The sequence below is a fragment of the Bacillus sp. PK3_68 genome, assembly GCF_003600835.1.
Lineage (GTDB): Bacteria > Bacillota > Bacilli > Bacillales > Domibacillaceae > Pseudobacillus.
On the sequence record NZ_NQYC01000001.1, the window covers coordinates 3817620 to 3840182 of the forward strand.

Genomic DNA, 22563 nt, shown 5'->3' on the forward strand with positions numbered 1-22563 from the left:
TGAATGGATGATTTGTATTGGTTAAATAGTGTATGGATCATGCTAGGGACCATTTTAGTTATTTTAATGCAAGGCGGTTTTATTTTGCTGGAGGCTGGATCAACACGAATGAAGAATGCGGGACACATCGCTGGAAAGACGATTTTTACGTTTGGAATTGCTTCAATTGTGTTTTGGGCGGCAGGATACGGTTTTATTTTCGGGGAGGATGCCAACTTTTTTATTGGGATGTCTGACTTTTTTTATTCCGGTTATGAAGTAGAGGCGACAAGCTATTCCACTGCCGTATTTTTTATGTTTCAGCTGGCATTTGCAGGGATCGCTCTGACGATTGCTTTCGGTGGATTTGCCGAGCGGGCTAAGCTTTCCGTTTATCTGGCTTTTGCTCTTATTTTTTCAGCGGTGATTTACCCTGTTGTAGCTCACTGGATATGGGGAGCGGCTGGCTGGCTGCGCACGGAAAGCAAGATTTTGCCGGCTCAACAGTTGTTCATTTGACGGGAGCGATGGCTGCTCTTGCAGCTACTATTCTATTAAAACCGAGAATTGGTAAATATAATAAAGACGGGACGGCTAACAACTTATCTGGGCATAATCAAGTGTTCACTGCTTTGGGCGTGCTCATCTTATGGGTTGGCTGGTTTGGTTTTAATGCGGGAAGCACACTAGGAGTGGAAGATGGTTTTTTCGGATTTGTCGCTCTGAATACGAACGTAGCTGCGGCTGCAGGAGCATTTAGTGCCTTAGTCATTTCGTGGATTGTGTGTGGAAAACCTAATGTCCCAACAATGTTGAATGGCGCGCTTGCCGGACTTGTTGCCATCACAGCTTCATGTGCTTTTGTCGAAACGTGGGCAGCGCTTGCTATCGGTTTGGTAGCTGGAATCCTAGTATTTTATAGTGTAAGATTTTTTGAGAAAATAAAAGTGGATGATCCGATCTTTGCTCTTTCAGTCCACGGAGTTGCTGGTGTGTGGGGAACGTTATCAACCGGTTTGTTTGCCACTCCAGAGCTAGCAACTGTTGGTCAACCCGGTCTCCTCTACGGTGGCGGGCTAACGCAGCTTGCTGTACAAGCAATGGGAATCGCTGTATCAGGAGCCTATGCATTTTCTGTTTCATTCGCTGTTTTAGTGGTCCTGAAAAAAATGATGAATGGACTACGAGTGACGGAAGAAGAAGAGCTCGTAGGTCTGGATTTAAGTGAGCATGGCAGTTACGGGTATCCTGAAGCATTTACAGTGAAAGAGCACAGGCTAGCGAAATAGCTTTTTATTTAGTTGAATAAACCATTAAAGCGATAGAGGACGGGCCTACTATAGCTCATCAGTTAAGTGCTGGTGTAAGATGCAGATGAATGGCTAGCGAGGGGGAGCCCATACTGCTGTTAGGTGTACAGGGCCACTCCGGCTAGACCGGAAAGAATAATGACAACTGCAGGATGAAGATGCAATCTAGTTAATGCCAGCAAAGAAAAAATAAATATTAGCAAAAGACTAAATGATCCGTTGGACAAAGGAGTAGCCATGCCGCTGGAAACGGCATGGTCTGGTGAAGCATTGATTATAGCCTTCGAGTTATAAGGTGACAATAAGTTTAGTTATTTTAAAACCTCAAACAAGCATAACCCCGTTCTAAATTTAGGACGGGGATAAAATATAGTTGTTTCATTTCTAATATAAGATCCTTCACTTTACTTAAAAATATAACAATACAGTCATTTAAATCTAAATATTATTCCATTGTTACGCCCGATTGTTAAAGTTTGGTTCCAGTATAAAGCGCATTTTCATAAAAAACCACAAAACCATTAAGATTTCTCCCCAATTTTAGTCAGAATCACATTAGCTGCTTCTACAGCACCGCCGGCATTTCGAAAGGATTCTGACAGTTTCTGTGCATTTCCCTTATATGTCCAATTTGTCAGCACCTCAGCTACTGCTGTTGCTAAATAGTTTGGCTTCGTCCTCTTCAGTTTCAATCCTGCACCCAGTTCGGCAACTCGGTCGGCCACTAATTTTTGTTCGCTATGTTGCGGGAATAAAACCATTGGAACTCCGAAATACAGACTTTCATTTACACTGTTCATACCACAATGGGTAATAAATACGTCTGCCGTCTGTAATATCGATATCTGGTCTACGGAGTTTTTTACTGTGAAATTTTCTGGTATGTTACCAAGAGAAGAAATCTCAGTTTTTTCACCAACTGACATCACAATATCATAGTTCGTCTTTGCAAATGCTTTGATACAGTTTTGGTAAAAATCATAATTTTGATTAAGTACAGTTCCGAGGGAAATATAGACGACCTTTTTATCTTTTTTAGCGCTCTGCACCGGCGAAGACTGCCTAACGGATGGCCCAACAAAAGCATATCGCTCAGAAAAGGTATGAGCCATCGGCTGGAATTCTTTTGACGTATAAACAATGGTGTCCGTTTCATTATCGTTTTGAACAATCGACACAAAATTCTCTACTTCATAACTATGATTTTTTAGTAAGTGAATTTTTTTGTTAATTCGCGGCATGCCCACGACCATTCTCCATAACTCCAGGAAACTCGGCTTCATCAGTTTTGTTGTATGCTGATTAAAAGAAAAAGAAGTAGTCGAACAAATATATGGGATTCCTAATTTTTGGGCAAATAGTTTGCCCCAAAGACATAAAGAGTCGAATACGATGCAATCTGGATGAATAGCCTTTAATTCTTTGCATACCTTTTCATCCAAAGCAATGGTCGTATCAGCAACCATTTCAATCAGTGCCGCAAAATCTTTACCAGCCTTACGAGCCAATTCTTTTTGTGATAATTGAGGCAAGAATTTATCACAAGCAATGTACGTGGCACCCGCACTCTCTATTTTTTCCTGAAATTCTGAAAAGGAGTAGTACCAAACTTGATGGCCCCTGTTTACTAGCTCGGTTACCACTGGAATGGTCGGATTAGTATGACCATGCGCGGGTATCGAGAAAAATACGATTTTGCTCATTCTGACTCATCTTCCGTCAGTTCAGCTTTTCGGATCATCTCCGCAAATTCCAGGAAACTCTCACTTTTTAATATAGCCATTCCTTTTGTCGCATCTTCTCCCAAAACGATCAGCTTATCACCAGCATGAATTTGATACATTTCTCGTGCTTGTTTGGGAATCACAATCTGTCCCCGTTCTCCTACCTTCACCACACCAAAGAACTGCTTTCCTTTGGGCCCGAGCTGATTTACCTCTTCCTCACTCATATTACGAGATAATTGATCCATGGTTACTTGAAAAATATCAGCAAGTATCTTGCACTTATAAATATCGGGTACGGCTTCTTCGTTTTCCCACTTTGCTATGGTCTGTCGTGATACGTTTAACTTCTCAGCTAATTGTTCTTGACTTAGTTTATGCTTTTTACGCAAAATACGAATATTCATACCAATCATGTCTTTCATCTCCTCATACGTTTAAATATATAAAAGGTTGAAGGTGAAATCTATCAACAGTTCGGAACATTTTTTGTTAAAAATCGTGGCAAAGTACTTATGCATTTTATGCAGCTTATCGAGTGGAAAGCTTAGAATCGCCTCTTCAAATAAATTAAGTCGCATCCACTTTACTTCTAGATAACGAAGAGATGATACAAACAGCGATGCCCATACTTGAAACAATCGAATATAACACTAAATGGCCCGATTGCTGAATAGCATGACTGGGGTTTTTTAAACAACTTTACTATTTTTTAAGCACCTTTATTGTTGCTTAACGCTCCTCAAACGAGAGAGCATCCTGATGCTTCTTTGCTCGGGGAGTGTTCTTTCTGCTTCATATATTTTTTATTTGTTTATTTAACCCCTCCTTTAAACTAATTAAATATAAATTTCTCGGATGGATTTAGGAAGCTTTTTTCTTTGAGATATTTACGATGAATCTAACTTACAAAAAAGGTCTTCCTTTCTCTATTCAATGATTTAAATGAAATGATGTAAGTTCTCATTTTTTAGAAAGGTTCGTCCATCAAACAAAAGTATGGACTTGAAAAGGTCATAATATTTAAATAAGCTGAAAAGGTAGCGAAATATCTATACAATACAGACTGATAAAGTACTGATTTTTAAAGTACTATACGTAGTTGAAAAGGAGAGAAGTCTATGAAATTGCAAGTTAAAGAGCAAATTGCAGAGTGGTTTGATTATTTTCATCAGCACCCTGAAGTGAGTTGGCAAGAAGAGGGCACTACACAAAAAATCACGGAGATTTTAAATGAATTAGGTGTGTCTTACCGGCGCTTCTCTGATGTAACAGGGGTCATTGCAGAAATTGGAGAAGGGGATCAAACAGTGGCCGTCCGTGCTGATATTGATGCATTATGGCAGGAAGTGGATGGGGTGTTCCAAGCCAATCATTCGTGTGGGCATGATGCTCATATGTCGATGGTATTAGGTGCCCTTCTTCAATTGCGAAATGAACCACTCAATAAGAGAATACGCTTTATTTTTCAGCCGGCTGAGGAAAAAGGCAATGGTTCGGTCGCTATGATTGAACGCGGGGCAATGGAAGAAGTGACACATCTTTTTGGTGTGCATGTACGTCCGGCAGAGGAGCTTTCATTTGGACAATTTGCCCCTGCTATTTATCATGGAGCCGGCATTTTCCTGGAAGGAAAAATTATTGGAGTAGATGCCCATGGAGCACGTCCTCACCAAGGAAAAAATGCCATTGATGTGATTGTTGCCTTTCATCAATTGATCAAGTCCATTTACCTGTCACCATTCGAAACCTATTCGGCTAAATTGACAAAAATTGTAGCCGGGGGAGAAAGTGTCAATATTATTCCGGGGACGGTTGAGTTTTCTGTTGATGTACGCGCTCAGAAAAATGACACATTGCGAGTTCTTCAGGAACGCTTGACAGAAGGGTTGGAAGGATTAAAAACGCTCTATGGTGTGGAGATAGAAGCGAATTGGATTGACTATACTCCGGGAGCAGAAGTATCAGAGGAAGCGGCATCTGTTGCGGAGGAAGCTATTCGTTATGTAGCAGGAGACCAGGCTGTTGCCCCACCAGTCGTTACTTCTGGAAGTGATGATTTCCATTTTTATACGATTAAGCATCCGGAAGTGAAAGCGACGATGATCGGTGTGGGAGCGGATTTAGTACCAGGATTGCACCATCCCCATATGACATTTAACCGCTCTGTATTATATACAGGTGCGCAAATTTTGGCAGAAGCACTTAAGAGGGCTTAGCAGAACAAAAGTTTTTGTGAAAAAATAAAAAATCGAATTGACGTACAGCCATTGACCAGTTATTATTACCCTATTAACGTCTATTATGCGACAATTGAAAGTTTTCGAAAAAAAGAAGGATTGGGGTAAGATAATGAAAAAAGAGATGTCTTTTTGGGTAGCCATTATTCCGCTGGCTGTTATGATTACTGTCATGGCGATAGCAGTAATAGCTTTAGATCAGGGACCGCACATTCCATTGATTGTCGGTACGACGACAGCCGCACTTGTTGCCTGGCGTTCAGGTTTTAAGTGGGACGAAATTGAAGAAGCCATGTATAAAGGGATACGCCTTGCGCTTCCGGCTGTCGTTATTATTATGCTTGTTGGTTTGACAATCGGGGCTTGGATCGGTGGAGGCATTGTAGCGACGATGATTTATTATGGATTGAAAATCATTACACCGTCATTATTTTTAGTATCCATTACGATCATTTGTGCCGTCGTTTCTTTAGCGATCGGAAGCTCTTGGTCTACAATGGGGACAATTGGCGTAGCAGGCATGGGGATCGGCCTAAGCATGGGAATTCCGGCACCGATGATTGCAGGGGCTGTTATCTCTGGTGCTTATTTCGGAGACAAAATGTCACCGCTTTCAGATACAACGAACTTGGCTGCGGGCTTAACGAATACGGATTTATTTGTTCATATTCGCCATATGTTCTATACGACGCTCCCGGGATTAATTATCACGTTAGCTGTATACGCGTTTTTAGGAAAAGATTTTGGTAAAAGCGGAATGGATACAGCTGACATTCAACAAACAATGACGGTGCTTCAAGATAGCTTTGTCATCTCACCATTTTTAATGCTTATTCCATTACTCGTTATTGTGTTGGTAGCCAAAAAGGTGCCTGCGATTCCTGCACTTATTATCGGAATTATCCTCGGTTTTGGCTCTCAAGTCTTTATTCAAGGAGGCTCTTTTACAGGGGCGATTGCTGCCCTGCAAAGCGGCTTTGTTATTGATACCGGAAACGAGATGGTTGATAACTTATTTAACCGCGGCGGTTTAGATTCAATGATGTATACCGTTTCCATGACGATTGTGGCTATGACTTTTGGAGGAGTTCTAGAGTATACAGGAATGCTTGAAGCCATTGTCAAACAAATTTTAAAGCTGGCAAGAACAGGAAAAACGCTTGTGGCATCAACGGTGGTTTCTTGTTTTGCGACAAACGCTTCTTGTTCCGAACAATATATTTCTATTGTTATCCCTTCAAGAATGTATGCAAAAGCTTATCAAGAGAAAGGGCTTCATTCGAAAAATCTTTCGCGTGCTCTTGAAGATGGAGGAACGCTAACTTCCGTGTTCATTCCATGGAATACGTGCGGAGTGTTCATACTCGCAACGCTTGGTGTTCATACATTTGATTATGCGCCGTACGCGATACTGAATTTCGTGGTGCCAATTCTTTCTATCATTTATGCGTTAACTGGATTCTCTATTGTCAAGCTGACAGATGAAGAGAAATTAGCCTTAGCACAGCAAGAGGAAACGACATTAAATCAATAGAATAAAGGAAAGAAAAAGTTCCTTTATGTGAACTTTTTCTTTCCCTCAATTAATAGATAGGGATATTCAGTTCATAAATAGAGCGAGGCCGTCCTTGTTGGTAAGTCATTTCTTCACCAACAACTTTAACAAAGCCATGATCGACGAGTTTTTTTAAGATTCGCTCCGTTGACCGGCGGGTGACTTGCAAATAATCTGATAGATCGGCAGCTGTAAAGTGAAGAGATGGACGGGATTTGCCAAATTGAATAACCTTCGATATATTTGCAGGACTCAGCTTTGTTTCTTTTGCTATTTGAAGCAATGACGGATGATCGTTTTTTAACCGTTGTGTTTTCTTTTCTTTTGGAAAAGGTCCGAGAAGTTCTTTATCTTCTGTTAGAATGTATCCGCAGCTTTCATGTTCATGATGGGCCGCAAAACTGTTTGCAATTTTTGCATGTTGACTGGCCTCGGCAGCTGTCAATCCGTATCCAAAGCCTACTGTTACAGGGCTCTGCCACTTGAGAAGGAATTCATAGAAATCGTCGCTGTTCATGATGATTTCAACATCGCCGCGAGTACTATATAGCAAAAAAGCAGCTTCTGCTGATTGTTGAATAGAAGCATTCATTTTATGCGCAAACGCTTCTAAATGCTCTTCCTGAACATCTTCTGTTTTCTCTAAGGAAATATAGCCGGCTGCAACTGTAGCGGATTGGCTTTTGGTTAATTCTGCTCGAGCTTTGGCATCTTGTAAGCCATGTATCAATGATTTAACGGGATCGATCATTCTTTGGGCGGGAACACCTAGCTGTTGGAGCCTGTCATACACAGCATGAATACTTGTTAACGCCAGTTCTATTTTTCCAGCTTGAAAGCGGGAATAATGAAAATGGACAATATCATTGATATCAAATTTATTGGGCAGTTTATCCGCATAATCAATCACATGAAGAGGGCCATTGCGAAAGCCGATATCAGCAAGGATGTTTTTAATAAATGAAGATTCAGTTAAATCAATGGAAATCCGCTCCATGGAAATCTGTTTATGAGAGATAAGAGAAAGAAGAGAAATGGCAATAGCCGTTTCATCCTGTTCTAAATAGAGAGAGGGAATCGGCATTGACTCGTGAACTTCCTTTGAAAAATAATAAGGTAAAGCTCCTGAAAAAAATAAAACATCGCAAGGTTTTACTCGTTTGACCAGCTCGGTGGCTTCTTCTGGCCGATCATATACATATGGCTCAATCTCAACTTCTCCGACTTGGGGGCTATAGAAGAAATAGTACGGATAAAATCAGCTGAACCGATTACAGCAATTTTAATGGTCATAATTCCAGCTCCTATATGAATAAAAAATTTTTATTATTTAGCGTCTATTTAACGATAACTATATCAAATAAAAAAAACAATTGTAAACTGAAAGGAAGAAAACTTGATGAAGATTACAGCCATCCATTTATACGCTACACATTTCCCTTTACATACTCCATTTATCGTAAGCTATCATACTTATGATTATATGCCATCTATTATTGTGAAGGTAGAAACAGATGAAGGAATTACAGGATACGGAGAAACTGTAGCGGATGAACACGTAACAGGCGAAACGTGGGAGGGAGCTTTTTATACGCTTAAAAATACTCTAGCTCCTGCCGTATTAGGAAAAAACCCACTGGAGATTGAAAAAATACACGATATTATGAACAAGGCCGTTTATGGAGCACCAGCTGCAAAAGCGGCTATCGATATAGCTTGTTTTGATATTCTCGGCAAAAAGCTAAAACAGCCTGTCTATCAGCTTATTGGCGGCCGTTATCACGATGAATTCCCAATCACACACGTATTAAGCATTGCCGAGCCTGACTATATGGCAGAAGAAGCAGCCACTAGGGCCGATCAAGGTTATCGATCATTTAAAATGAAAGTCGGAAACGACGTCAAAAAGGACGTCGAACGAATAAAAGCTGTACGAGCAAGAGTAGGAGAGGATATTGCGATTCGGGTAGACGTCAATCAAGGATGGACAAACAGCGCGATGACACTAACGGCGCTGCGTGCCCTTCAAGAAGTAAATCTTGATTGGCTGGAGCAGCCAATTTTAGCGGATGATATCAATGGCATGGCATTTATCAGATCAAAGACGGATATTCCTTTAATGATTGATGAAGGATTAAAAGGCCCCCGGGAAATGCGAGAGATCATTGAAAAACAGGCAGCTGATAAAGTAAATATTAAATTAATGAAGTGCGGCGGCATTTATCCTGCGGTAAAATTAGCCCATCAAGCCGAAATGGCCGGGCTTGAGTGCCAAGTTGGTTCGATGGTTGAATCGTCTGTCGGTTCTGCCGCTGGATTCCATGTTGCTTTTTCAAAAAAAGTAATTACAAGTGTTGAGTTAACAGGTCCTTTAAAGTTTTCTAAGGATGTAGGGGACCTTCATTATGATGTTCCGTTTATTAGATTAACGGAACAGCCGGGGCTTGGTGTCGAAGTAGATGAAAAAACATTAATGGAGCTAACTGTTTTTGAAGCGACAGTCTGTTAACAGAAGGGAGAATTTTAGTGAGGGTCATTCATGAGGGAAGATTAGGTACGAACAATCAATCATTTAATGTTTTGCGGCTATCTATGGAGCATATAGAGCCTATTTTAGAATTACAGCAATCGGTCATTGAAGCTTTGGAAAACAAAGAGATATTGCAGCCGCTTTCCTATGAGGAATTTCAGTATATCCTTGAGGGAAAGGGCTTGATGATTGGGGCGTTTACAAACAAAAAATTGATTGCTTTCCGAGCGTTACTGGTGCCGCCAATAGATGAGGAGCATCTCGGATGGGATATTGGATTGACAGAAGAAGAGCTGCCAGGTGTAATTTATCAGGAAATCTCGAATGTGCACCCCGATTATCGCGGAAATGGCTTGCAAAAGCTTTTAGCTGCCTGCATCATGCAAGAGCTAGATCTACTTGAGCCAAAGTACAAGTACGTTTGCTGTACAGTAGCGCCATTTAATATTCCGAGCTTAAAAGACAAATTCGCTCAAGGAATGGAAATTGCTGCGTTAAAAGAAAAGTATGGCAGCCGGCTTCGTTATGTTTTTGTAAAGGAACTGAAGAAAGACAGCGCCGAAAAAGAGTGGACATTCACAACACGACGAATGGACGACACGGCTGGGCAGCAAGAGCTGCTTAAGCAAGGGTGGAAGGGCTTCCGCATGGAAACTCGTGAAGGCACACAATGGGTTGAATTTAGAAGAGAAGTGCAGTAAGATTTGCTGCTGCTATCGCGTAATAAATATTTAATAGAGTAGGGCGTTGCTTTTACTACAGACAAACCATCTATTCTTTCCTAATAGGATTGAATAGGTGGTTTTTTATATGAATTAGCATGATAAGGGTTAAAAAATTAGAATATTCAAACTTATTAGGCTGTTGTTTGCAATCGTTTATTTTTTTATTATTTGAATACGGAAAGTAATTCAGAACATTTCAACAATTATATTGAAAACGTTCTCATTCATTTAAATGAATCAGTAAATTCTCACTAAATTATTGGAGGCTGAAGAAAATGAATTTTGGTATTTATGTAGAGATGCAAAACCCTGAACAATATAAGAAGCCACATGCGCAAGTATACAGAGAAATATTAGAACAAATTGAGCATGCAGACAAACGGGGATTTAGTACCTTTAATACACTTGAACATCATTGGTTTGAAGAATTCTCGATTTCGGCGAACCCGATGGCTCTTTACTCAGCAGCGGCACAGCATACAAGCAATATTCGTTTTAGAACTTGTTCACATGTACTTCCATTGCATAACCCGATGGTGTTTGCCGGCCAGGCCGCTGTAACAGATATTTTAACAGGGGGAAGATTTGAATTTGCAGTAGGCCGCGGTCATGCTTGGGTGTTCCCTAAAGCCTCTATCCCGCTAGAAGAATCAAGAGGCCGCTTTGTTGAATCGCTTGAAATTATCGAAAAAGCATTGGAAGAAGAAGTATTCTCTTATCACGGAAAGTATTATGACGTAGAGAATGTGAGAGTAGTTCCGCGCCCAACGAAGAAACCAAGAATTTTTACAGGCGGAGCGAGCAACCATAATTATGAGCTTGCCGGGAAAAAAGGCTGGGGGGTACTGATCACCCCAATGCTGCCGTTAGAGCACGTATTAGGCCAGCTTGATATTTATCGCAAGTCATGCAAGGAGCACGGAAATACGCCAGACATCGTTTACGTTCAAGCGTTATATCTCGATGACGGCGGCGAGAGAGCCAGGAAAGAAGCAGAACCATATATTTTACAGTTCATGAAAGGAAATGTGTCACCGGCAAAAGAGCTTCCTCCTAAAGAAGAAATGATCAAAAAGGACTTTGGCTTCTATGCTAGCGGCGCCTTAGAATCATTAGCGGATATTCCATATCAAAAATTAATTGATGACGAGTATGTATGGGTTGGATCTCCAGATGAAATTCAACCAAAAGTTAAGAAAGTCATTGAAGCTTGCCCTGATTTATCGGAAATTGCCCTGCTCTGTACGTATGCGGGAATGGAGCATTGGAAAACAATCCGTACACAAGATTTATTCAGCCAGCAAATTATGCCTCATTTTCAAGAAAATAAAGAAGAAGCACTCGTTCGTTACTAACAAAATAGAAGGCTGCTTCAAGAAGAGGGAAGTGTTGAGGCAGCCTGAACAAAAAGAACGGAGTGACAAAGCGTGAACCAATTAATAACAGGAAAAATCATTCAGGGAGAAGGAAAAGCAAAACATCTTGGTTTTCCAACGGCCAATGTTCTTTGTCATTGTAAATTACTAAATGGGGTATATGGCGTCATTATACGGCTTAGAAATGAACGATATGCAGGCATCATGAATATCGGAAATAAGATTACGTTTCATGACCAGTTTCCCACTTCAATAGAGATTCACATTTTTGATTTTAATAAACAAATATACGGTGAAATGATTGAGGCAGAAATTGCCTTCTTTATTAGGGAAGAGCAAAAGTTTCCTTCTGTGGAAGATTTAATTACTCAAGTAAAGGAGGATATTGCCTATGCACGTAGCCGATTTGCAAAAACGGGCATCCGGGTGTCGAGTTGAACAGATTATTCATTTGCCTGACAAAAAATTCGTCGACTGGTGTGGCGAGCATTATGCCATTAATCGGGGGGTGTTCAATGTTATTGACCGCTGGTTTTTTGATTATGGATTGACGAACATTTTACAGAGGCGGCAAACTATGGTGCAGTTTTTGCAACATTTTCATACCGTCAATAAGGTGGATTCCAAAAAAATGTATGTTCAATTCGGAAAAGGCGGAGTGAAGAAGAGCCTTTATTATTTTGTAAATCAATGTTTAAAATAAGTAAAAACAAAATAATGAGGGTGATATTGTGGCCATGAAAGCAAGCGATTTGAGTTTAGACCACTTTATAAGCATCTCAGAAAGACCTGGCATGAGAATGAAAGAATTACAGCTAACACTTACTAGTGCAGATGCCATTGCATTGCTTCGCAGAGATTTAATTAATGCATTGGGCATCCAAAGGGCCAAAAGATTTTTGCTTAGATACGGTTATCATTGTGGGGCTCACGAAGCAAGAATATTGAAGGAGGCTATTCAGTGGCAAGATGCTTTGGAATGGCTGATTGCCGGGTCTAAAATGCACCAGTTAACGGGGCGGGCCTTTTCTTATCCGGATACCTTCCGTGTTGATATGAAAAAAGGTACATTTGATGTTTCAGGATACTGGAATGATTCCTATGAAGCCAAGCAGCATCTTGCCTATTTTTCGGAACATATTGAACCAGTTTGTTACTATTTAGTCGGTTATGCCAGCGGATACACCAGTGAATGCATGGAAAAGCAGATTATTTTTAAAGAAGTAAAGTGTAAAGGAAAAGGTGATGACCACTGCAGCTATGTGGGTAAAACAGTAGAAGAATGGGGGAAGGAAATCGAAGAAGATCTCCTTTACTATCAAGATGAAGATATGTCAGCTGAACTCGATCAAATGTATCGAAGAGTGGAACAGCAAAAAGAAAGATTAGAGATTGGCTATTCGTTAAGCCGCAGCCTGACACAAGCGATGCTCCAAGAAAAAGGACTGCCTGCTTTTGCTGAAATATTAGGAAAGAGTCTTCGCTGCCAAGTGCTGATTGAAAACAAAGACTTTGAATCCATTGCTCAATATAGTGTAAGCCCCGGACTCGATCAATATATGACGGTGAAAAATCTGGAGAAGAAGGCTAAGGATGAGCTTAGAAACCACTCTGTCATTGAGAGAGAACTGAAGAACAAAACATTTAGGCTTCTAACAACAGCTATTATTATGAAAAATAACATTTATGGCTATATTACCATCGCTTTAAATCAGAAAAACGACGATTTCTACACAGATTTACTTGAGCGTACAGCGACTACTGCTGCTTTATATATTCAAAATGAGCGAGTAGCGGTTGAAACGGAGCAGCGCTTAAAAGGAGATTTATTAGAGCAGCTGCTCAATAATAAAGAAGTAAAACCTCAGGAAATACATGCCCGTCTTTCTTTGCTTGGCTATGACATTACGCAACCCCATTATATTATTCACATGGAAATAGAAAGTGAGAATAAAACAAAAAAGACCTCGCTGAATTCAGAATATTTTAAAATATACAACAAACTAACAGATATTTTTAATCATGAACTAAATAGAAATGGAAGCCATGCTTTGATGCTCCCCAAATTAAATACCGTACAGGCGATTGTTTCAAAAAAATATATTGATGGAGAAGGGATAACCATTAAGAAACTGGGGGAAAGGCTGCTTCAAAAGATTGGAGGTACACATCAGCAAATCTATATTGGAATCAGCGAGGAAACGACCCACGTTTCAGAATTTCATAAAAAAATAGAAGAAGCGAAAAAAGCAGTAGAGCTGGCTAAAGTAAGATATTCCAGTTCGAAGGTAATCCTAGCGAGTGAATTAGGGCATTTAACTTTATTTTTAAGTGCAAGGGCTCCAGAAGAACTGGAAGCATTTGCTGTGGAAAAACTGTATTCCATTTTGGATTACGATCAAAAGAAAAACTCAGAGCTTGTTGTTACGCTGTTTTATTATTCGCAAAATGAATTTAATTTACATAAAACAGCCAGAAAAATGTCCATTTCCATTAGTGGAATGAGGTATCGGCTGCAAAAGATTGAGGAGTTGCTCAATTTGAGCTTAGCAGATTCCAGCTGCCGGTTTGAAATTCAACTAGCTCTTCAGATTCTATTAATGCTTGGAAAGATCCATATGTAGTTGATGATATGGCCATCAGAGTTCTCAATTGTATTAAAAACCATTATTAACGAACAGCAGGGGGAGAAAAATGTTAAGTAAAGAGGATAACCAATTATTAACTCAAACAGGGCCAGGTACGCCGATGGGAGAAATGTTTCGCAGATATTGGATTCCGGCTGTACGATCTGATGAATTAGAAAAGGATGGGAAGCCGCAACGCGTTAAATTGTTAGGGGAAGATTTAGTTGCTTTTCGTGACACCGAAGGAAAAGTAGGTTTGATTGATGAAAGATGCCCGCATCGCGGCACGTCTTTATATTTTGGCATTAATGATGGCTGTGGTATTCGCTGTATGTATCACGGATGGAAATTCGATACAAATGGAGATTGTACAGAAATTCCTTCTGAAGCGAAGGATGGGAAGTTCAGACAATCTATCAAACTAAAAAGCTATCCAGTGGAAGAGGTAAGCGGCATTATCTGGACGTACATGGGACCGCAAGAAGATCAGCCGCCATTTCCAGAATTTTATTGGATGAGTCTTCCAAATGAAAATAAGTTAGTCGAACGGGTTTGGCAGGAATGCAACTATGCCCAAGTAATGGAAAATGACTTGGATTTTGTCCATGCCGCGTTCCTGCATAAAGCCCATAATAAGCAAACAGTAGAGGAAGGTATTTTAAGCAGTGATTTAGGGATCGATCCCGATCATCCTCTCGTGAAAAATCCTCCGGTTAAGCAGGCCGTAGAAGACGCAAATTACGGTAAACGCTGTATTGCCGTTGGAATCGGTACAGAAGAAGAGAATGCTTTTATGGAAATCCATTATATTTTTCCATTCTATACATACCCGCCAAGATTCGGTGGGGAAGATGGCATGTGGCATGCCTTTATCCCCCGGGATGATTACAGCACTTGGTCCTGGGACGTTCAATTTTCCCATGACCGAGCCATTGATGTTCAAGCGCAGCATGATCGCCGCGGCTTGCAATTAGATGAAGAGTTTAGGAAAAAAATAAATATGGAAAATGAGTATGGTCAAGATCGCGGCCTGCAAAAAACAGGCAATTTCACTGGCATTCGCGGGATTGCCAACCAAGATCATGCTGCTACGGAAACGATGGGTCCCATTGTTGACCGCTCGATTGAACATCTTGGAACGAGTGACCTGCCAATTATTCATATGCGCAGGCTATTGCTTCAGCAGGTAAAAGCCTTCCAACAAGGCCAAAAACCGATGCAATTGGATAATCCATCATTAAAAACGCTATATAGCGATGGACTATATGATGATAACCAAAAGACGTGGCAGGAAGCTTTTCCGATGAAAGAGCAATTTAACATAAAAGCGGCGGCGAAACAGTGAATCACAATGAATGAGAAAAGATTTGCTGGTTATACATCATTCCGTTATTTAGAAGCGAACAAAGACTATAAACTGTATGATTTGGCGGATGAGATCGATCGAGTTCCGCTCTTCTCTTTAGAGCTCACAGTGGAGGAAGAAGAAAAGGTACAGGATATTTTCACTAAACATCCGATTGTTTCGATGCGCGATCACGGTTTTATCGTACCAAGACAGTATAAAGACATTCTCCCATATTGCAGTGATTTGCACACCTCCTTTCATTATGAAGGAATTTCTAAGTCGGGAGTGGATGTGATATTTGAAAATTTCATGGATGGCATTTCTACTATTACATCCAAAAATGGCCTGAAGTGGCAGGATGTTATTTACTTGCTTGGCATTCGGTATGCTGATATCCAAAAGCAACAGACTGTTTATATCGCCAGCACCTATAACGATCTCACAAAAGCTAAAAGAAAAAAGCAAGTAGCACTCCTGCCGTCTTTAGAGGCGGCCAGCATTTTGGAAAATGAAGTGGATCGGGTGGATATTTTATATGGATTCGGCATTCGATGCATGGGCATTACATACAACGAGGCCAATACTCTCGGTTCGGGACTCGTCGAGAAGCATGATGGCGGATTAACTAACTTTGGCCGCCGGGTCATCAAGCGAATGAATCAGATTGGTATGTTAATTGATATTTCCCATTGTGGAGATCAGACGAGCCTGGATGTCATCGAAACAAGCGATGACCCTGTTTTAATGACACATGCGGGAGCCCGTGCTTTATGGCATACCCCTCGAATGAAACCAGACGATGTATTGAAAGCCTGTGCAGAAAAGGGCGGCGTCATCGGAATATGCGCGGCGCCGAATACGACATTAACGAAAAGCTCGCCTTCTCACACGATTCATTCTGTCATGGAGCATTTTGAATACATTGCTGATTTAGTAGGCATCAATCATGTTGGAATGGGGCCGGATACATTCTTTGGTGATCATGTGGCCTTACAGCATGCATTTGATAACATGCTGGGCATTTCTGCTTCGCATAGCGGAGAAGAATTCACAGAGTCCTCCTATGTAGAAGGATTAGAAAATCCGTCGGAAGCGATGAAAAATATGATCGGCTGGCTCGTAAAAAATCATTATTCAAAGAAGGACATTGCCAAGGCAGCTGGAGGCAATACGATGAAAGTCATAAAGAAAGTATTAACCTGATGGAAGGAGGGACCAAATAGTGGAAAGCTCAGTAGCTATTGTTACAGGTGCTGGACAAGGATTAGGTCTGGCGATTGCGAAAAAATTTCTTTCGGAAGAAAAGAAAGTCGTTTTTGTGGATGTGAATGAACAGTTATTAAATGAAGTACGCTCCTCTTCTTTTCTAACAGACTATGATTCTTCCCATTCTATGTTTTTAACAGTCGATGTGGCAGACGTTCAAGCGGTTAAGAACAGTGTCAAAATGATTGTGGAGTCATGGGGCCGGATTGATATTTTAGTAAATAATGCAGGTGTCCGCAAAGAAACAGCGATTGAAGGCATTACAGAAGAAGAATGGAACCTTATCTTATCCGTTAATCTCGGCGGTACGTTTTTCTATTCTCAAGCTGTATTGGAAACAATGAAAAAACAGCAAAAGGGGCGCATTATTAATATTTCATCTTTTGGCGGCCAGGCAGGCCCTCTGACTTCTGGAGCGCATTATTGCGCATCCAAAGCAGGTCAGCTTGTGTTAACAAAAGTATTTGCCAGATCGTTGGCAGATCAAGGAATTACGGTCAATACGGTAGCGCCCGCAGCCATTGAAACACCAGAGATGGATAAAATGGATTCAGATGTTCTAGAAAAAATGAAAGCAGGAATTCCTGTTAAGCGATTTGGGAAATCAGAGGAGGTAGCGGATATGGTTTCTTATCTTGCTTCAGATGCAGCTGGTTATGTTACTGGTTCTACATTCGATATCAATGGCGGTTTGCTTATGCGTTAAACAAATAAAGGGGGTTAATACAGTGGGAGAGATTAAACATGGAGCACCACAAATTCCAACACCGTTACGGGTATTTATGACATTTGAATCGACAGGCTGGTTTGATACCAATCAAGAGCAGAAAGAAAAAGAGATTTTGCCACAGCTTAATGAGATTTTAGAAAGCTGGAAACAAAATGGATCAAAGCTGTTAGGAACATTTGATAGAGATATTTTAACAGCCGGGCATGCAGGACCTGTCCACTGGCACGCTTGCTTTTTATACGATATCCCTGATTTGCAAACGGTGACAGATATGACGCATTCTTTTCGTGCAGCAGGTCTTGACCGTTATTTTCGTCTGGAAGCTTCCATCGGTCGGCCGTTTTTCTTATTAGAAAGATAATAAATAAACAAAAAACCGAAGAGAAAAACAACGATCTTCTCTTCGGTTTTCTAAATAAGGAGTGAGGAAATGAAGAAAGTTCTTTCTTTTATTTTCGCAATATTTTTAATACTTTTACTTTCAGCCTGCAATTCCAATGAAAAAACTGGAGCTTCCGACGGAAAAGGCCCTATTAAACTAACATATGCTTTTTTCGCACCTGCTAACACGTTTCCAGCTGTGCAAATGGAGGAGTGGAAAAAACAATTAGAAGAGCGAACGAATGGAAAAGTAAAAGTAGAACTATTTCATGGAGGATCTTTACTAGAGGCCAATAATATGTACGATGGAGTGGCCAGCGGTACAGCTGACATTGGCTTAACTTCCACTTCTTATGAGCCTGGCCGCTTTCCTCTTTTAGCTATTTCTGATATGCCTTCCGGTTATAAAAATGCCACAGTGGCAAGCAAAGTAGTAGCCGATTTGGTTGAACAGTATCCACCCGAGGCTTTAAAGGATTTTAAAATTATTACGACATTTGCCACTGAGCCAGCTTACATTCAAAGTAAAAAACCGATTTCCTCATTAAAAGACCTCAAAGGAAAACAACTTCGCATTGCCGGCGCCTTAACACCAATTATGGAAAAACTAGGAGCAGCGCCTGTCGGCATGTCACAGGCGGAAGTGCCCGAGGCATTGCAAACAGGGATTGTTGACGGCTATGTTTCTTCAAGAGAAATTTTAAAAGATTCTAAGTTAGCTGAAATGGTAGGCTATACAACTGACTATCCGCTTGCCTTAAACACCTTTATTGCGGTGATGAATAAAGACAAATGGGATAGTCTTCCAAAGGATGTACAGCAAGTTATTGATGAATTAAATCGAGAAATGACCGATTTTACTGGCGAGTATTTGGATCATCATGTACAAGAATCTCTCAAGTGGAGTAAAGAAAATCACGACCACAAAATTGTTCAGTTGTCTGCCAGTGAGAAAGCGGCATGGGATAAACAATTAAAAGATATGCAAATCAAATATGTCAGGAAAACCGAAAAAGAAGGTCAGCCGGCTAATGAATATTTTAGCAAGATGGAAGAATTAATTAAGAAGCATAACGAAGAAAGCAAATAATCATTTATGTACAAGGAGGTGAACAGATGGAAAATAAACAGACGATTTCGTTGGAGGAAGAAAAATCTCAGCCGATCGATTTGGAGGAGACAGCGAACCTTGAAAGTGAATCGAATGTGTTTTTTAAAATGATAGACCGTTTAAACCAAGGCTTGGCCATTCTGGCCGGTCTTGCTCTCGTTTGCATGATGTTATTAGTAGTGTTTAATGCCGTTAAGCGGCTTTATTCTGATCCAATTGCAGGTACGGTAGAACTCGTTAGTTGGCTTGGTGCGATCACGGCCGTATTTTCGCTTGGATATGCCCAACTGCATAGAGGCCATGTGTATATTGATCTCCTCGTTAATAAGTTGCCAAATAGGAGCCAAAAAATTATTCATTCGTTTATGAATGTGCTCAGTATGGGCTTTTTCTTAATAGCCGCTTGGCAGATTGTTTCATACGGGCTGGATCTAATGAACAGCGGCGTTGTCTCTGAAACGATACAGGTGGCTTTTTATCCGCTTGTCATTCTTTGTTCTGTGGGGTTTTTCAGTTTAGTAATGGCAATCTTGAAAGAAACTATTTTGATTTGGAGGGAGGTGGCATAATGGACCCTAATCTATTGGCCCTCATAGGGATTATTGTCTTGTTCGTCTTTATGTTTCTGCGAATGCCGATCAGCTTTGCCATGTTCATCGTAGGGTTTGTGGGCATCTTGCTCGTTGCTTCTCCACAAGCTGCTTACAACGTATTAAGCGCTGATTTATGGAATCAATTTTCCAGTTATTCATTAAGTGTTGTGCCGCTTTATATTTTAATGGGTGAAGTGGTTTTTCGAACAGGTATTACCGAAAAACTTTTTCAGGCAGCCTATAAATGGATTGGTCATTTGAAGGGGGAATGGCGAGCACGACTATTCTAGCTAGTGCTGGTTTTGCTTCCATTTGCGGTTCCAATTCAGCAACGGCTGCCACCATGGCGACCATGTCCCTTCCAGAACTTGATAAGTATAAGTATGATAAGGCACTTAGTACAGGGAGTATTGCAACAGGAGGTACGCTTGGCATTATTATTCCCCCCAGCACGGTCTTGATCGTCTTGGCACTGCAAATGGAACAGTCCGTTAAGGAATTATTTGTGGCAAGCATCGTGCCGGGACTCTTTCTTACAATTCTCTTGATCATGACAGTCGTGTTTATCTGTCGAAGAAATCCGGAATATGGGCCTGCTGGTGAGCGTTCTACTATGAAGGAAAGAATGGCTTCGCTCAGGGATGTTATCCCAATTGCTCTTCTGTTCGTATTCGTAATCGGCGGTCTGTACAAAGGCTGGTTTACTCCCACTGAATCTGGTGCATTTGGTGCATTCGGAGCGATTGTTTTGTCTATCGTCATGAAAAAAATAACATGGAGAAAATTTCAAACAGCAATGTCTGGTACTCTTAAGTCTTCTGCCATGGTGTTGATGTTAGTAGTTGGAGCCATGGTATTTGGCCGGTTTTTAACGATTACAAGGCTGCCATTTACTGTGGCTGAATGGGTTAATCAGCTTCCTGTTCCGCCGATTGTTGTGTTGCTTGCGATTTTGCTTATTTATGTCATCGGCGGTTCCATCATGGATGCACTTGGCTTTTTAATTATTTCTATTCCTATTTTCTATCCAACAGTCGTTGCACTCGGATATGATCCGGTTTGGTTTGCCGTCATACTTTGTGTTGTAACGAGTATGGGAGCCATTACTCCACCAGTTGGTGTCAATGTCTTTGTCGTGCAGGGGTTAACCCCTCAGACTCCTGTTACGACCGTATTCAAAGGAGCTTCTTATTTTTTGGTTACGTATATTCTGTTTATTGGATTACTGATTCTTTTTCCTCAAATCATCTTATTTTTTGTTTGATTGACCTGGCAACTCTCCATTCGCGGGACAGGATCTATTTCTGTTTTTAATAAAAAGCTCTGTTAAAGGTAAATGTTGTTTTTTAATCGTTGATTGTAACGGAAGGCGGCGACTCCAGCGGGAAAAGCGTGTCCTGGTGAGACCCCATAGGAGTGCATGCGACGAGGAGGCTCACGGACCGGACCGACCGCGGAAAGCGTCCGCCTGCAGTGAAAATCAACAAACAAGTATAACAAAGCCAATAAAAAAGGAGGAAAAGCAAGTGACGTTAATGGAATTTTTACAAGACATCCTCGAGGAAGAAGAACTGAAATTAGTAGGGGAAGAGCCTGCTTTTGCTTTTTTGTTGGAAGAGTTAAAGGAGCATGAAGAATGAGTGATATTCTTTTTGACACAATTGAAACCGTTGGGGAATTAGTGAGGAATAAAAAAATTTCGCCAGTAGAGTTAACGAAGCTAACGCTTGAAAGAATTGATCTTCATGAACCAGGGCTCTCCGCTTTTATCACCATAACGAAAGAAGAAGCTCTTGTGCAAGCAAAGGAAGCGGAAAAAGAGATACAAAAAGGAAATTGGCGAGGTCCGTTACATGGTGTTCCAATTGCTGTGAAAGACTTGCTGCAAACAAAAGGAGTTAGAACAACAGGGGGATCAAAAATATTTGAACAGTGGATTCCTAGTGAAGATGCTTTCGCTGTGCAAAAGTTAAAAGAAGCAGGAGCAGTGATTGTCGGAAAAGCAAATTTGCATGAGTTTGCCATGGGAGCGACAACGGAAAACCCCCATTATGGGAGTGCAAAAAACCCTTGGGACCTTACAAGGATACCAGGAGGATCAAGCGGAGGATCGGCCGTAGCAACAGCAACAGGGATGGCATTTGCAGCAGTCGGAACAGATACAGCGGGGTCGATTCGATTGCCGGCAGCTATGTGCGGGACGGTTGGATTCAAACCAACATATGGCCTTGTCAGCCGAGAAGGATGTTTTCCATTTAGCTGGTCACTCGACCATATTGGGCCGATGACGAGAACTGTAAAAGACGCTGTCATTATGCTTGAGGCAATGCAAGGATACGATCCAAAAGATTCTTCCTCTGTTAAAAAAGATCAAGAAGTGCTGTTCCGTCACTCATTGCCAGATCTACAAGGAATCAAACTCGGTTTTCATGAAGCTTATATGTTTGCGGGAATAGATGAGAGCATCAGAAGGGTGATAGACCAGGCTTTCGAACAGCTAAGAGCGCTGGGAGCAGAAATTGTTCCGATTGAACTGCCGGGAATAGAGCGGGCTCTTGAGGCACTAAAAGTGATTGCCCAATCAGAAGTGGTCTCTTTCCATGAGCCGCTGCTAAAAAATACGGAGATCTTTATGGAGAGGACTTAAAATACCGCTTCCAATTCGGCCGTGATATTTCTGCAACTGCCTACATTAATGCTCAGCGGATAAGGAAGCAATTTGCCAGAAAAACAGTGGAACAAATGCAAGGAATAGACGCGCTTGTCGGCCCAACAAACGTAAAGCCTCCTTTTGAAATCGGCACGATGGTTCCGGAGCAGGCAATCAGCAATATGTTCACACTTGGAAAAACGCCGCTTGCCAATATATTAGGTTTTCCTGCTTTATCTGTTGCCTGTGGGTTCATAGAAGCGAATCTTCCTGTTGGCCTTCAGTTAATTGGGAAACCTTTTTCTGATCAAAAAGTTCTCCAAATAGGAGATTGCTATGAAAAATCGGAACAATGGGTGAAGGCATTGAGAGGAAATACGCATTATTTTTCTATAGAAGCGAGCAGCTAATAAGGGAT

The 22563-nt window shown here is 41.1% G+C and carries 18 protein-coding genes and 3 pseudogenes; 18 read left to right on the top strand and 3 right to left on the bottom strand.

The window, feature by feature from the left end:
• Window positions 1-3: 3 nt before the first annotated feature.
• Window positions 4-1268: pseudogene (locus CJ483_RS19170) on the top strand (ammonium transporter).
• A 542-nt stretch (window positions 1269-1810) separates the two neighbouring features.
• Here CJ483_RS19170 and CJ483_RS19175 read toward each other — a convergent pair.
• Both CJ483_RS19175 and CJ483_RS19180 read right to left on the bottom strand, forming a co-directional pair.
• Window positions 1811-2992: a macrolide family glycosyltransferase gene (locus CJ483_RS19175; protein WP_120036678.1), complete on the bottom strand. Its 1182-nt coding sequence runs from the start codon at window positions 2990-2992 to the stop codon at window positions 1811-1813.
• Window positions 2989-3429 (bottom strand): helix-turn-helix transcriptional regulator, encoded by a 441-nt coding sequence (locus CJ483_RS19180; protein WP_120036680.1) that lies wholly within the window; start codon window positions 3427-3429, stop codon window positions 2989-2991. Before CJ483_RS19180 ends, CJ483_RS19175 begins: the two co-directional genes overlap by 4 nt.
• Before the next feature lie 705 nt (window positions 3430-4134).
• On the opposite strand from CJ483_RS19180, the gene CJ483_RS19185 reads away from it, so the two are divergent.
• The gene (locus CJ483_RS19185; RefSeq protein ID WP_120036682.1) at window positions 4135-5232 is read left to right on the top strand and encodes an amidohydrolase; all 1098 of its coding nucleotides are present in this window, start codon (window positions 4135-4137) and stop codon (window positions 5230-5232) included.
• A gap of 133 nt (window positions 5233-5365) precedes the next feature.
• A complete protein-coding gene (gene nhaC, locus CJ483_RS19190) occupies window positions 5366-6787 on the top strand; it encodes a Na+/H+ antiporter NhaC (protein WP_120036684.1) in 1422 nt (473 codons plus the stop codon).
• A 49-nt stretch (window positions 6788-6836) separates the two neighbouring features.
• On the opposite strand, the pseudogene CJ483_RS19195 reads toward nhaC, so the two are convergent.
• Window positions 6837-8101: pseudogene (locus tag CJ483_RS19195) on the bottom strand (transcriptional regulator).
• 106 nt (window positions 8102-8207) lie between these two features.
• Here CJ483_RS19195 and CJ483_RS19200 point away from each other — a divergent pair.
• From CJ483_RS19200 to CJ483_RS25180, 15 genes and pseudogenes are all read left to right on the top strand, one after another.
• Window positions 8208-9317: a mandelate racemase/muconate lactonizing enzyme family protein gene (locus tag CJ483_RS19200; RefSeq protein ID WP_120036686.1), complete on the top strand. Its 1110-nt coding sequence runs from the start codon at window positions 8208-8210 to the stop codon at window positions 9315-9317.
• A gap of 17 nt (window positions 9318-9334) precedes the next feature.
• Complete coding sequence (locus CJ483_RS19205; protein ID WP_120036688.1) at window positions 9335-10039, top strand: N-acetyltransferase; 705 nt, start codon at window positions 9335-9337, stop codon at window positions 10037-10039.
• A gap of 299 nt (window positions 10040-10338) precedes the next feature.
• The gene (locus CJ483_RS19210) at window positions 10339-11418 is read left to right on the top strand and encodes an LLM class flavin-dependent oxidoreductase (protein WP_120036690.1); all 1080 of its coding nucleotides are present in this window, start codon (window positions 10339-10341) and stop codon (window positions 11416-11418) included.
• A 72-nt stretch (window positions 11419-11490) separates the two neighbouring features.
• Window positions 11491-11877: a riboflavin kinase gene (locus CJ483_RS19215; protein WP_120036692.1), complete on the top strand. Its 387-nt coding sequence runs from the start codon at window positions 11491-11493 to the stop codon at window positions 11875-11877.
• Window positions 11831-12142 carry a hypothetical protein gene (locus tag CJ483_RS19220; RefSeq protein WP_120036694.1) on the top strand — a complete coding sequence of 104 codons (312 nt, stop codon included), beginning with the start codon at window positions 11831-11833 and terminating at the stop codon, window positions 12140-12142. The genes CJ483_RS19215 and CJ483_RS19220 overlap by 47 nt, the downstream gene beginning before the upstream one ends.
• 34 nt (window positions 12143-12176) lie before the next feature.
• Window positions 12177-14063, top strand: a complete 1887-nt coding sequence (locus tag CJ483_RS19225; RefSeq protein ID WP_259455821.1) for a XylR N-terminal domain-containing protein — start codon at window positions 12177-12179, stop codon at window positions 14061-14063.
• Between the two features lie 70 nt (window positions 14064-14133).
• Complete coding sequence (locus CJ483_RS19230; protein ID WP_120036698.1) at window positions 14134-15411, top strand: Rieske 2Fe-2S domain-containing protein; 1278 nt, start codon at window positions 14134-14136, stop codon at window positions 15409-15411.
• A 6-nt stretch (window positions 15412-15417) separates the two neighbouring features.
• Window positions 15418-16617 carry a dipeptidase gene (locus tag CJ483_RS19235; RefSeq protein ID WP_120036700.1) on the top strand — a complete coding sequence of 400 codons (1200 nt, stop codon included), beginning with the start codon at window positions 15418-15420 and terminating at the stop codon, window positions 16615-16617.
• Between the two features lie 19 nt (window positions 16618-16636).
• Complete coding sequence (locus CJ483_RS19240) at window positions 16637-17386, top strand: SDR family NAD(P)-dependent oxidoreductase (protein WP_259455719.1); 750 nt, start codon at window positions 16637-16639, stop codon at window positions 17384-17386.
• A 22-nt stretch (window positions 17387-17408) separates the two neighbouring features.
• On the top strand, window positions 17409-17771 hold the full coding sequence (locus CJ483_RS19245) for a hypothetical protein (protein WP_120036704.1): 363 nt from the start codon (window positions 17409-17411) through the stop codon (window positions 17769-17771).
• Window positions 17772-17840: 69 nt separating this feature from the next.
• Entirely contained in the window at window positions 17841-18881 is a 1041-nt protein-coding gene (locus tag CJ483_RS19250; protein WP_120036706.1) for a TRAP transporter substrate-binding protein, read from the top strand.
• Window positions 18882-18907: 26 nt separating this feature from the next.
• Window positions 18908-19471, top strand: a complete 564-nt coding sequence (locus CJ483_RS19255) for a TRAP transporter small permease (protein WP_120036708.1) — start codon at window positions 18908-18910, stop codon at window positions 19469-19471.
• A gap of 80 nt (window positions 19472-19551) precedes the next feature.
• Window positions 19552-20759, top strand: a pseudogene (locus CJ483_RS19260) (TRAP transporter large permease).
• Between the two features lie 372 nt (window positions 20760-21131).
• A complete protein-coding gene (locus tag CJ483_RS19265) occupies window positions 21132-22142 on the top strand; it encodes an amidase (RefSeq protein WP_259455720.1) in 1011 nt (336 codons plus the stop codon).
• A 59-nt stretch (window positions 22143-22201) separates the two neighbouring features.
• Complete coding sequence (locus CJ483_RS25180) at window positions 22202-22555, top strand: amidase family protein (protein WP_481747750.1); 354 nt, start codon at window positions 22202-22204, stop codon at window positions 22553-22555.
• Window positions 22556-22563: the final 8 nt, after the last annotated feature.